Below are 11,704 nucleotides of genomic sequence, written 5' to 3' on the forward strand. Positions count from 1 at the left end.
ACGTCCTCCCGGGCCGGGCATCGGTGGTCAGTGGCCCCAGCGTGCCCCTGACCGGGGTCCGGGAGTAGACGTGTTCGACGCGTCCTGCTGGCCGTAGCTTGGGCAGATGCACAACCCCGCGGAGTCGTCGGCCGAGCGTGCGCGCCGGTGGCGGGAGCTCGTGGAGCGGGTGCGCGACGACGCCGACGCGCTGCGCGCGGCGTTCCTCCGGCGCGTGCGCGCGGTCCCGTCCTACGCGCGGGGCCTCGTCCCCGACGAGCGGCTCGAGGTCGACGCCGACGACACGTTCGCCTACCTGCTCGGGCGCCTCGCGGGACGCACCGTGCCGGAGCGGCTGTGCGAGCTCGGACCGGCCATCGGCCGGGACCGCGCCCGTCGCGGCGTGCCGCTCGACGACCTGCTGACCGCGGTCCGCCAGGACTTCCAGGTGCTCTGGGAGGCGCTGCGCGCGCGGGCCGCCCTGGACGAGGCGGCGCTGCTGGTCGATCGTGTCCAGACCGTGTGGGCCGTGGTCGAGGAGTACTCCACGCGCATCCGGCGCGGCTACCAGGAGGAGGAGGCGGTACTGGCCCGCGAGCGCCAGGGCGAGCGCACGGCTCTCGTCGCGGCCCTCCTCGCGGTCGACGACCCCGCACCGGAGGACGTGGCCCGGGCCGCGATCGCCCTGGAGCTCGACGCGGACGACGACGTGCTCGTCGCCGCGGCAGCCGGCGGTGACGCCGTGGCGCTGCGCCGGGCGGCGGACCGCCTCGCGGCCGACGGACGGCCGGTCCACGTGCAGCCGGCCGGGAGGCACAGCGTGCTGCTGGCGCGGTGGGAGGGACCCGAGGGCGCCCCGGTGCGGGCGGCGCTCGAGGGGGTGCGGTGCGGGGTCGGGCCGACGGCGCACGGCCTCGGGGAGGTTCCGCGCAGCGCCCGGCTGGCCGGCGAGCTCGCCGAGGTCACCGCCGGCGGGCCGGTCGAGCCGCGGACGCTCGCCTCGGCCTGGCTGCCGCTGGCCGCCGCCCGTCTCGGGGACGTCGGCGCCGACCTGGTGGCCGCCGAGCTCGGCGGCCTGGACGGCGTGACGCCGGCGGAGCGGGAGCGTCTCGTCGCGACCGTGCTGCGCTACGTCGCCACCGGCTCGGTCGCCGACACCGCCGCGTCGTCGTTCTGCCACCGCAACACGGTGCTGAACCGCCTGCGCCGCGTCACCGCCCTCACCGGCCGCGACGTCACCGTCCCCGCCGACGCCGCGGTCCTCGTGCTGGCGCTGACCTGCCGCGACCGACCCGCTCGAGGGCCGCGCGAATGTCAGCGGTGGGCCATCGCTGACGTTGAGTGTCCGTAACGCCACACGCTCGCCGGCGATTCGATCACCACGCCGGCCGCAGCGGCCCGGGGCCGACGACGCGTCGCAGCATCGCGTGCAACGCCCCCAGTGACCCGCCGGGCAGCACCTCGCCCCAGCCGGCGACGACCTCGGCCGCCGCCTCCTGCGCGGCGCGGGTGCACGCCTCGCCACGCGGGGTCAGGCGCAGCAGCCGGGCGCGGGCGTCCCGGGGGTCGGGCTCGCGCACCACGTAGCCCCGCGCGACGAGGCCCGCGACGAGCTGGCTCGCGGCCTGCTTGGTCGTCCCGAGGTGCTCGGCGAGGTCGACGACCGTGGTGTCGGCGGCGGCGATGCGCGCGAAGGCGAAACCGTGGGCGGGGCGCAGGTCGTCGTACCCGCGGGCGGTCATGCCGGCCTGCACGCCGTCGATCACCTCGGTCGCGGCCCGCAGCACCAGCATGGCCAGGTCGGTGGCGGTGCGGTCGTCCACGAGCAGGAGCTTGACACGGAGGTCAAGCACATTAACTATTCGGTCAATCAGCTTGACCGAACAGGAGACCTCCGATGCCCGTCCTCCGTCCCGCCGACGCCGTCCGTCACGAGGCCCACGGCGCCGCCTTCCACGCCCTCGTCGCCCCGTCGCGCGGCAGCGCCGAGCTGTGCGCCTGGCGCCTCGAGGTCCCGGCCGAGCAGGTCGGGGCCCCTCACCGGCCCAGCCGCGAGGAGGTGCTGCTCGTCCTCGAGGGCGAGCTGCGCGTCACCCTCGACGGCGAGACGACCTCGGTGGCGGCCGGCGACGTCGTCCTCGTCCCTGCCGGCGCGGAACTGCGCGTGGACGGGGGCGCCGGAGCCGCGTCGGTGTGGGTGACCACCTCGCCGGGGCTCGAGGCGGAGCTGGCCGACGGCACGCGGCTCGCCCCTCCGTGGGCACGATGACTCCACGATCGAGACGTACGATGATGGAGTGACCGGTGTCGTGGTGGTCGGCGGGGGCCCCGCCGGCGTGCTCCTGACCTACCTCCTCGCCCGCGGCGGCGCCGAGGTGACGCTGCTCGAGTCGCGCCAGGACTTCGCGCGCCGGTTCCGCGGCGACACCCTCGCACCGGGCGTGCTTGAGTACCTCGACACGCTCGGGCTGGCGCGGCCCCTCCTAGCCGAGGTGCCGCACACCCGCTCCGACGCGTTCCGCTGGCACACCCCCACCCGCACCTGGACGCTCGTCGACTACCGCGGGGCCAGCCGGCGGTTCCCCTTCTACGCGCTGATCCCGCAGGCCGAGTTCCTGCCCTGGCTCGCCGACCGGGCCCGCGCGCACGGGGCCACGGTGCACATGGGCGCACGGTTCTCGGCGCTGCGCCACGACGACGAGGGGCGGGTGTCCGGCGTCGCGTACACCGTCGGCGCGCAGCGGCACGTCCACGACGCGTCCCTGGTCGTCGGCGCCGACGGGCGCAACTCGAAGGTCCGGACCGCCTCCGGGCTGGCGGCCACCGAGCTGGGCGCGAGCCTCGACATCCTCTGGCACGCCCTGCCCCGCCGGCCCGAGGACCCCTCGTACTCCGGGCTCGACCTGTTCGGCACCCCGCACGGCAGCGTCGCCCTGCTCGACCAGGGCACCGACTGGCAGCTCGGGTGGACGATCCGCGCCGGCTCGCTGCCCGAGGTGCGCGCGCGGGGCGTCGGCGCCCTGCGTGACGCCGCGGTCGGGGTCCTGCCGTGGCTCGAGGGCCGGCTCGACGACCTCGCCGACGTCGCCGACCTGACACTGCTGCCGGTGCGGATCACCACCGTCGAACGCTGGACGCGCCCCGGCCTCGTGCTGCTCGGCGACGCCGCTCACGTGATCTCGCCGGTGGGCGGAAACGGCATCAACCTCGCCCTCGCGGACGCCGCCGACCTCGCCAACCGCCTCGTCGGCCCGTTGCGCCGCACCCCGCCCGACCCGCGCCAGCTCGACGCCGCCGCGGAGGGCCTCGAGACCGCCCGGCGCCCCGCGGTGGAGCGGGAGCAGCGGGCCCAGGTGCGCACCGAACGCGCGGCGGCCGCGCGCACCGGCCGGGGCGACGACGGTCCGCCGACGGCCCTGCGGGTGCTGTCCCGGGTACCGGGGTTCCCGCGGTTCGCGGGGCGGCGGGGGCGGGTCGAGGTGCCGGCGCCGGTGGACGTGATCGCCGTCGCGGCGCCCTGAGACGCGCCACCGGCCGGCACCGCGCGGGGCGGTACCGGCCGGGGGGCGGGTCAGGGTCGGGGTCAGCGTCGGCGCAGCGTCGCGAGGAGGACGCCGATCCCGACGCCGACGGCGCCGAGGGCGAGGACCCATCGCGGGTCGACGCTGACGAGCGCGCCGGTGAGGGCGAGGACGGCGACGACGATCGCGGTCAGCCCGGCCACGAGGGCCAGCGGGTCGGGCCCCGGCCGGCGGGCCGGGACACCGTCGGTGTCCGCGTCGAGCGTGTCCACGTCCTGGTGGATCGTGTAGGGCTGGTCGGTGTAGGACTCCCGGGCCGAGCGCTCATCCACGGCGCACCTCCACGTCTCCGCCGCCGCTGACGGCCTGCACATCGATGACCGGGCCACCGGGCCCGTCGGGACCGAGGTCGGTCACCGGTCCCGCGCCGAGCCCGAGGCACTCGGCGTCGCCGCCGCCCGACTCGCACGACGCGGTCACGTCGGCGGTGCGGGGCACGAGCACGGTGACGTCGCCGGCGCCGCTGCGGACCTCGGTGCGCACGGGCGGCGCGCCCGGCGGGATCGCGGCGAGGCCGCGCAGGTCGAGGGTGGCGTCGCCGAAGGCCGTCTCGTAGACGGGCGCGACGGCGTTCGGCGTGGGCGCCCAGGAGGCGTCGCCGAGGGTCTGGGCCGATCCCGGGCGGTCGTCCGCCCAGGGCGGCCCCTCCCGCCACGGCCCGCCGTCGTCGTTCGCGGCGGCCACGAGCAGCAGGCTCAGCGGCACGGCGGCCAGGAGCAGTCCGCGCCCGCGGTGCAGGAACGCGCCGACGACGAGGCCGGCGCCGACCACGGCGAGCGCGGTGCCCGCGATCGCCGTCGCGCCGAGCGGCACGAGGCCCAGCAGGCCCAGCCCGGCGACCAGCCCGGCGGCCAGGACGGCCGCCCCGAGGGTCACCGGCACCACCTTCGAGCGCGGGGGCTTCGGTGCGGGCGGCGCCGCCGGCTCGGGCAGGTCCCACGCGAACGGCGCGGCACCGAGCGGGTCCCACGACGGCGGCTGCGCGGTGTCGCCGCCCTCGGACCCGGCGGCTCCGGCGGATCCGGACGCGGTCCCGTCCGTGACGGCGGCCGGACGCTGCGGGTCGCGCAGGTGGGCGCGGCTGTGGTGCAGCAGGTACAGCAGGACCAGGGCGACGACGATCCCGATGACCGTGCCCAGGTCGCCGGAGAACGCCGACCCGATCGCGACGATCCCGAGGATCGCGCCGAGGACGATCGCCCACACCGGCGTCTCCCGTCGGCCCGCGGCGTCGACCCGCGGCAGCACGAGGATGCCGGCCAGGTACACCAGCAGGCCGACGCCGTAGAACAGCGAGACCACGAACGCGACGCGCACCAGCGTCGGGTCGATCGCGTAGCGCCGCGCGATCGCGGCGGCCACGCCCGCGATCTTGCGGTCCTCCTTGAGGCGGGCGGGGCGCGTCGCCCACATGTCCCGCAGGGTCGCGCCGACGTCGGACCCCGCCGGCGCCCGCGACCCCTGCCCCGGACTGCTCATCGTCCTCATCCTCCTCCGATGCGCCGCCCCCGTGGGCGGTGTGCCACCGAGACTGCGTGGCGCGGCGGCCCGAGACCTCCGGGAGCGACCCCGGTCCCGACCCCGAGACGACCCCGAGGACCACGGGGGTCGCGACGGCCCCGCCGGGGGTCCGTGACGTGTGACGATGGGTCCGTGAGCGAGGTGGACCAGGTGCCGGGCACGCGGGCGGGCGAGCAGCCCGCGCCGCCCCCGACGCCCGGACCGACGCCGGCCCCGACGCAGGGACCCACCCCGATCCCGCGCATCCGGCGCCGTCGCCAGGGCTCGGTGGTCGCGGGCGTGGCCGGCGGGGTCGCCGACCACCTCGGTGTCGACGTCTTCCGCGTCCGCCTGGTGTTCGTGGTCCTCGTCGCCGCGGCGGGCGCCGGGTTCCCGGCCTACGCCGCGCTGTGGCTGTTCTGCCCGATCGAGCCGCGCGGCGTCCGGCGCGACGTCCCGCCCCGCGAGCGCCAGCAGGGCCTCGCGCTCGCCACGCTCGGCGTGGGCCTCGCGTTCGCGCTCTCCGCGGTCGGCGGGCAGCTCTCGGGCTGGGTGATCGGGCCGCTCGGGGTGGTGCTCGCCGGCGTCGCCCTGGTCTGGCGCGAGGCCGACACCGGCGCCCCGACCGTCGACGGAGGCCCGCCGCGCCGGGCGCGCTGGCTCGCCGGGCGCCGCCTCGGGCTGCTACGGGTGCTGGCCGGGTCGCTGCTGGTCGCCGCCGGCCTCGCCGCCGTGCTGCTCGGCAACGTCGACCTCAACCAGGTGCAGTTCGGCCTGCTCGCGGCCCTGGCCACGCTGGCCGGCGTCGTCGTGCTCACGATCCCGTGGTGGCTGCGCCTCGTTCGCGAGCTCGGCGCCGAGCGCCGCGAGCGCATCCGCGGCCAGGAGCGCGCGGACATCGCCGCCCACCTGCACGACTCCGTGCTGCAGACGCTCGCCCTCATCCAGAAGCAGGCCGGCGAGGACCCGGCGGGTCGCGAGGTGCGGCGCCTGGCGCGCAGCCAGGAGCGCGAGCTGCGGGCGTGGCTCTACGGCCCGCCCGGCGGCGACACCGGCCGCGCGACACGGGCCGGCGACGCCACCTTCTCCGTGGCGCTCGCGGCCGCGGCCGGTGAGGTCGAGGACGACTACGGCGTGCGGGTGGCGCCGGTGGTGGTGGGCGACGCCCCCGCCGACCCCGACACCACCGCGCTCGTCGCCGCGGCCCGCGAGGCCATGGTCAACGCCGCCAAGCACGCGGGGGTCGACGAGGTCGACGTGTACGCCGAGGTGGAGCCCGAGGCCGTCGAGGTGTACGTGCGCGACCGCGGCTGCGGGTTCGACCCGGACGCGGTCGGCGAGGACCGGCGCGGTCTGGCGGGCTCGGTCCGCGACCGCATGGGCCGCCACGGCGGCACGGTGCGGCTGCGCACCGCGCCGGGGGAGGGCACCGAGGTGGGCCTCGTCCTGCCCCGGCGCCGACGGGCGACCGCCCCGGCCGGCGGGCCCGAGACCAGCGAGGAGGAGACCCGGTGAACGACCAGGACCCGGTGACCGTCGTGGTCGTCGACGACCACGCGCTGTTCCGGCGCGGGGTGCGCGCCGAGCTCGAGACGACGGCCCGGCACACGGTCAGCGTGGTCGGCGAGGCCGGCTCGGTGGACGAGGCCGTGGCCGTGATCGCCCACCGGAAGCCCGACGTCGTGCTGCTCGACGTCCACATGCCCGACGGTGGCGGGGCGGCCGTGCTGGCCCGCACCCGGCCCGAGCACCCGGAGGTCGTGTTCCTCGCGCTGTCGGTCTCCGACGCCGCCGAGGACGTCATCTCGGTCATCCGCGCCGGGGCCCGCGGCTACGTCACCAAGACCATCTCCGGGCGCGAGCTCGCCGATGCGATCGTCCGCGTGCGGGCGGGCGACGCCGTGTTCTCGCCGCGCCTGGCCGGTTTCGTGCTCGACGCGTTCGCCGACCGTCCGGGTGCCACCGGCGTCGTCGACCCCGAGCTGGACCAGCTGACCCGCCGGGAGCGCGACGTCCTGCGGCTGCTCGCCCGTGGGTGGTCGTACAAGGAGATCGCCGCCGAGCTCGTGATCTCGGTGAAGACCGTCGAGACCCACGTGTCGAGCGTGCTGCGCAAGACCCAGTCGTCGAACCGCCACGAGCTCACCCGGTGGGCGAGCGACCGCCGCCTGGTCTGAGCAGGCGGGGGCCGTCAGCCGTCGTCGTTCCCGCCACCGCGGTCGCCGTCACCACCGCGGTCGTCGTCGCCGGAGCCGTCGTCGTCGGAGCCGGGCCCGCGCCCGTCGTCCGCGTCCCGGTCCCCGCCGCGGTCCTGCTCGCGTTCTCGGCCGCGGTCCTGGTCGCGGTCCTGGTCGCGGCCCTGGTCGCGACCGCCGCCCCGGTCGTCGCGGTTCCCGCCCGGGCCCGCGCCGGACGACGGGGCGGGCCGTGTCGACGGGCCCGACGCGACCGGCTGGTCGAGGCTGAGGCCGGTGGCCGCCGCGCGGGGGCTGGCCTGGCTGACGCGCTCGTCGGCGTCGATGAGCCAGCGCCCGTCGGGGCCGCGGACCATGCCGAGCTCGTGGACCTCCGTCGTGCGGTCGCGGCCCTCGGGCGCGAACTCGAGCGTCGCCCGGACGGTGTCGGCGTCCACGGCCTCGGCGTCGACGACACGCACGGAGCTGATCGTGGACCAGAACGCCTCGTAGGCCGAGAACCCGCCGGTGCGAGCCTGCAGGTTCGGGCCGAGACGCGCCCAGCCGGCGGCCTCGTTGCCGGTGACGACGCCGTAGTAGTCGCGCACCGCGTCCACCATCGCCGCCTGCGGGTCGCCGCCCGCCTCCCCCTCGGCGGGCGCGCCGACGGTGGCCCCGGTGCTGCCGGTGCCCGAGGACGACAGCAGCGCGACGCCGACCACGCCGCCCGCGAGGAGGGCGACGAGCAGCACCGTGACGACGATCGCCGTCGTCGGGCGGCGGGCCGTGCGACGCCGTGCGGGCGTCTCGACGGGCAGGCCCTGGCGGGTGGGCGGACCGGCCGGCGCGGGCCCGCTGCCGGGCGCGGGCGACGCGACGGCGCGTTCCGCCACCGGCGGGGCCCAGGCCGGGTCCGGCGAGCGCCGCGCCTCGGGGACGGGCGACGCCCCGGGGCCCGCGGGGGCGAGCGGGACGAGGTCGGCCAGCGGCGTCTCCGCCCGCCCGCCCGCGTGCGCGATCCGTCCCAGCTCCTGGCGGGCCTGCGCGGCCGTCGGGCGCTCGGCGGGGTCGTCACGCAGCAGCCGCATGAGCAGCGCGGTGAGCGGCCCGGCCCGCGTCGGCGGGACGACCTTGCCGGCGGCCACCGCGTGCAGCAGCGCCAGGGCGTTGTCGTCGGCCCCGAACGGCGGGATGCCCTCGACCGCGGCGTAGAGCGTGGCGCCCAGCGAGAACACGTCCGACGCGGACGTCGAGTCCTCGCCGCGGGCGACCTCGGGAGCGAGGTAGGCGGGGGTGCCGGCGAGCATCCCGGTGCGGGTCAGGGTGAGGTCGCCGGTGGCCCGCGAGATGCCGAAGTCGGTGATCTTGACGGTGCCGTCCGCGCCCAGCAGCACGTTGCCGGGCTTGACGTCGCGGTGGACGATCCCGGCCTGGTGCGCGGCGTCGAGCGCGTCGGCGACCTGGCGACCGATGCGCGCGACCGTGCGCGGCTCGAGGACGCTCTGCTCGCCGAGCACGGCGGCGAGGCTGCGCGAGGGTAGGTACTCCATGACCAGCCACGGCTCGTCGCCCTCGATGGAGGCGTCGAACACCGAGATGGCGTGCGGGTGCTGCAGGCGGGCCGCGATGCGGCCCTCGCGCAGCGTGCGCTGGCGGACCTCGTCGGCCTCGCGGTCGTCGAGCCCGGCGTGCAGGAACACCTGCTTGACGGCGACGATCCGGCCGAGCCGCTCGTCGGTGCCCCGCCAGACCACGCCCATGGCCCCCGAGCCGATGCGCTCCTCGAGGCGGTAGCGCCCGGCGACCACGCGGGGAGAGCTCACCGGCAGCTCCGGGTCCGCGTGTTCACGGGGGTCACAGTAGAGGTCCCTACCGGGTGACGACCACGTGCCCGCACCCGGGCGCACGGCGTCCGCGACCCGGTCAGGAGCCGCCCAGCAGGTCGTCGACGGCGTCGTCCAGGGCGCCCGTCGTGTCCTCCACGGCGTCGCCCGCGGAGTCGACGACGTCGCCCACGCCCTCGACCGTGTCGTCCACCGTGTCGTCCACCGTGTCGGCCGTGTCCTCGACGAGCCGGGACGCCGTGCGGCCCGCCACCGGCACGTCCTCCACCGCGTCCGCAGCCGTCTCGCCGACGTCCTCGACGGTGTCGGTGACCTCGTCGGTGGTCGGCTCGACGACGTCGTCGGTGGTCGCGCGCAGCGTGCGGTTGGTGGTCCGGCCGACGCCGTCGACCGTGTCGGTCGCGGCGTCGGCGACGGGCGCGACGACCTCGTCCTCGACGGTGCGCAGGGTCTCCCGCGCGGTGCCGCCGACGCTGCGCACGGGCGTGCGCACCGGCTCGGGCAGCGCGCCACCGGCCGAGTCGGTGGTGCCGCCGACGACCTCGCCGACGGTCCCGACGAGCCCGGAGCCGCCGCCGGATCCGCCGCCCGTACCTCCGCCGGTACCTCCGCCCGAGCCGCCCGAGCCGCCCGAGCCGCCCGAGCCGGCCGATCCGCCGGGGAGCAGCGGGCCGAGGAGGCCACCACCACCACCGCCACTGCCGCCACCACCACTGCCGCCGCCGGTGCCGCCGCCCGTGCCGCCGCCCGTGCCCCCGGCGGGGGCGACCGCGCCCCCGCCGCCGGCACCGGGGAGGCCCCCCGGCACGCCGGGCGCGGGCGCCGTCGCGAGCCCGGGGACCGCGACCGCGCCCGCCCCGCCGGGGACCCCCGGCGCCGCGAGGTCCAGGCCGAGGTCGGCGACCGCGGCGCTGAGCGCCACGCCCGCCGTCCCGGGCACGGCGGCCGCGACACCGCCGACCGGCGGGACGTCGCCGGGCAGCTGACCGGGGACCAGCGGGGGCAGCGCGAGCGGCGCGCCGGGCAGCGGGGCCAGCTCGAGGGGCAGGCGCGGCGCCACCCCCGCGACGCTCGCCATCGCGCCCGCGACGAGCAGCACGCCGGTGCTCGCCCCGAGGGCACGGCCGCGGCCGCGCCGGAACGGGTTGGTCCGCCGGCGGGCCGAGCGCCCAGGTGTCGGCGCCGGTCGGGACACGCCGACCGTGGGCGACGAGCCGGCGGGCTCCGCGGCCCGGTCGGCCACGGTCACGCCCTCGTCGGTCGCCCGGCCGGGGGCGGGCGCGGCCAGCCGGGCGAGGATCTCCGTCACCGAGATGCCGTCGGTGTGGGAGGGGACGTCCCGTGGCGGGACGGCCGTCAGGTCGTCGACCGCGCGGCGGGGGACGGGGACGAGCTCGATCCACCGCTCGCACGTCGCCGGGTCGTCGGTGATGTCGTCGCCGGTGTCGTCGACGCGGTCGTCATCGGCGTCCGGGGGCGGACCCGGCGGCGGCACGGTCGGCGGGGCGAGCAGACCACCGGCGCCGGTCTCCGGCCCCTCGACCCACGCGTGCCGCCCCCCACCCTCACCCATCTCGCCGCTCCTCAGCTCCCGGGTGCACGTCCCGACCCCCGGGTTCACCGGATCGGGAACGCGCCGTCCACTGCGTGTGGCGACATGGCTACTCGCACGTCACCCGGACGGGGAGCGTCCGTCCAGGGGAGAGACGCCATCGTCCGGGTCTGGTCGCCCAGCGGGCGTGTCACCCGGCCCTGAGACAGGTCGACGACGGTTACGACCGGTCGCCGAGGAGCATGCACCGTTCGGCGCCGGTGAACGGTCGTTCGGCTCAGCGCGGCGGCGACGCCAGGCGCTTGCGTGCGCCCTGCAGCTGGTTCACCGAGACGAGGCCCACCCCACCGCCGACGAGCAGCCCGATGACGTCCAGGGGGATGCCGCCGTTCGTGAGGAGCAGCGCCACCAGCGCGCCGAGGGCGAGCCCCCCGGCGGCCGGGACGCGGCCCCGGGCGTCCGCCGCGAGGTGCGACGCGCCCGGCCGCTTGGAGGCCACCGACGAGATCATGAGCAGGTACCCGCCGTACCCGAGCGCGGCGAGCAGCCCCAGCACGGTGACGATCGTGGCGATCAGGTCGATGACCGTTCCCATGGGCACCAGCGTGCCACTCGACGTGTGTGGTCGCCGCTGGTCGAGGCGCGATCGTGTCCCGACGTCAGCTGCGCCCGCCGAGGCGGCCGCGGCCGAGGCGCAGCAGGAGCATCCCCAGCTCCCGGCCCTCGGCGCCGAGCTCGCGGAAGCGGGCGAGCACCTGCATCTCGCGGTTGTAGACGATGCGCGGCCCGCCGGCGGCCATCCGGGCCAGGCCGATGCGCTGCGAGATCTCCGAGCGGCGCCGGATCAGGCGCAGCAGCTCCGCGTCGATGGCGTCGATCTCCTCGCGCAGCGCGGGGATCTCGTCGGCGATCGCGGGGGCGAGCGCGGCGGCCTCGCCCTCGCCGGCGTCGCCGTCGGTCGCGGGGGTGGAGCCGGCGGCGGAGCTTGCGGTGGAGCTTGCGGTGGAGCTGGCGGTGGCACTCACGGGATCGGCCTCCTGGGTGTGTCCGGATGCTTCCGGGTCGGTGGGCCCA

Annotated in this window: 12 protein-coding genes; 5 read left to right on the plus strand and 7 right to left on the minus strand. The window is 77.6% G+C overall.

The genetic code is table 11. The annotated features are described in order from the left end of the window. Window positions 1-106 precede the first annotated feature (106 nt). Window positions 107-1,330, plus strand: a complete 1,224-nt coding sequence (locus C8D89_RS18485; protein WP_116709600.1) for a PucR family transcriptional regulator — start codon at window positions 107-109, stop codon at window positions 1,328-1,330. Between the two features lie 25 nt (window positions 1,331-1,355). On the opposite strand, the gene C8D89_RS18490 is transcribed toward C8D89_RS18485, so the two are convergent. Next, entirely contained in the window at window positions 1,356-1,832 is a 477-nt protein-coding gene (locus C8D89_RS18490; RefSeq protein ID WP_207787296.1) for a MarR family winged helix-turn-helix transcriptional regulator, read from the minus strand. Window positions 1,833-1,876: 44 nt separating this feature from the next. Between C8D89_RS18490 and C8D89_RS18495 the strand changes: the two genes are divergently transcribed. Next, window positions 1,877-2,248: a cupin domain-containing protein gene (locus C8D89_RS18495; protein WP_116709601.1), complete on the plus strand. Its 372-nt coding sequence runs from the start codon at window positions 1,877-1,879 to the stop codon at window positions 2,246-2,248. A gap of 28 nt (window positions 2,249-2,276) precedes the next feature. Further along, window positions 2,277-3,500, plus strand: a complete 1,224-nt coding sequence (locus tag C8D89_RS18500; RefSeq protein WP_165825791.1) for an FAD-dependent monooxygenase — start codon at window positions 2,277-2,279, stop codon at window positions 3,498-3,500. A 62-nt stretch (window positions 3,501-3,562) separates the two neighbouring features. Here the strand turns inward: C8D89_RS18500 and C8D89_RS18505 are convergent, their stop codons facing one another. Together C8D89_RS18505 and C8D89_RS18510 are read right to left on the minus strand one after the other, a co-directional pair. After that, a complete protein-coding gene (locus C8D89_RS18505) occupies window positions 3,563-3,832 on the minus strand; it encodes a hypothetical protein (RefSeq protein WP_116709603.1) in 270 nt (89 codons plus the stop codon). Then, entirely contained in the window at window positions 3,825-5,039 is a 1,215-nt protein-coding gene (locus C8D89_RS18510; protein ID WP_165825792.1) for a PspC domain-containing protein, read from the minus strand. The genes C8D89_RS18505 and C8D89_RS18510 overlap by 8 nt, the downstream gene beginning before the upstream one ends. 174 nt (window positions 5,040-5,213) lie before the next feature. On the opposite strand from C8D89_RS18510, the gene C8D89_RS18515 reads away from it, so the two are divergent. Together C8D89_RS18515 and C8D89_RS18520 are read left to right on the plus strand one after the other, a co-directional pair. Next, entirely contained in the window at window positions 5,214-6,575 is a 1,362-nt protein-coding gene (locus C8D89_RS18515; RefSeq protein ID WP_423717174.1) for a sensor histidine kinase, read from the plus strand. After that, on the plus strand, window positions 6,572-7,237 hold the full coding sequence (locus C8D89_RS18520; protein WP_116709606.1) for a response regulator: 666 nt from the start codon (window positions 6,572-6,574) through the stop codon (window positions 7,235-7,237). The genes C8D89_RS18515 and C8D89_RS18520 overlap by 4 nt, the downstream gene beginning before the upstream one ends. A 14-nt stretch (window positions 7,238-7,251) precedes the next feature. On the opposite strand, the gene C8D89_RS18530 is transcribed toward C8D89_RS18520, so the two are convergent. The 4 genes from C8D89_RS18530 to C8D89_RS18545 form a co-directional block, all read right to left on the minus strand. After that, window positions 7,252-9,057 carry a serine/threonine-protein kinase gene (locus C8D89_RS18530; protein ID WP_341477324.1) on the minus strand — a complete coding sequence of 602 codons (1,806 nt, stop codon included), beginning with the start codon at window positions 9,055-9,057 and terminating at the stop codon, window positions 7,252-7,254. Between the two features lie 100 nt (window positions 9,058-9,157). Further along, complete coding sequence (locus tag C8D89_RS29815) at window positions 9,158-10,651, minus strand: hypothetical protein (RefSeq protein WP_207787297.1); 1,494 nt, start codon at window positions 10,649-10,651, stop codon at window positions 9,158-9,160. Window positions 10,652-10,907: 256 nt separating this feature from the next. Next, entirely contained in the window at window positions 10,908-11,225 is a 318-nt protein-coding gene (locus C8D89_RS18540; protein WP_116709607.1) for a hypothetical protein, read from the minus strand. Between the two features lie 64 nt (window positions 11,226-11,289). Then, the gene (locus C8D89_RS18545) at window positions 11,290-11,655 is read right to left on the minus strand and encodes a chorismate mutase (protein ID WP_116709608.1); all 366 of its coding nucleotides are present in this window, start codon (window positions 11,653-11,655) and stop codon (window positions 11,290-11,292) included. Window positions 11,656-11,704: the final 49 nt, after the last annotated feature.

This window comes from Actinomycetospora cinnamomea, from assembly GCF_003096675.1.
Lineage (GTDB): Bacteria > Actinomycetota > Actinomycetes > Mycobacteriales > Pseudonocardiaceae > Actinomycetospora > Actinomycetospora cinnamomea.

Bases quoted from the DNA above. Each gene is read 5' to 3' on its own strand.
- C8D89_RS18495 (WP_116709601.1), top strand. From the start codon at position 1,877: ATGCCCGTCCTCCGTCCCGCCGACGCCGTCCGTCACGAGGCCCACGGC.
- C8D89_RS18510 (WP_165825792.1), bottom strand. From the start codon at position 5,039: ATGAGCAGTCCGGGGCAGGGGTCGCGGGCGCCGGCGGGGTCCGACGTC.
- C8D89_RS29815 (WP_207787297.1), bottom strand. From the start codon at position 10,651: ATGGGTGAGGGTGGGGGGCGGCACGCGTGGGTCGAGGGGCCGGAGACC.
- C8D89_RS18485 (WP_116709600.1), top strand. From the start codon at position 107: ATGCACAACCCCGCGGAGTCGTCGGCCGAGCGTGCGCGCCGGTGGCGG.
- C8D89_RS18540 (WP_116709607.1), bottom strand. From the start codon at position 11,225: ATGGGAACGGTCATCGACCTGATCGCCACGATCGTCACCGTGCTGGGG.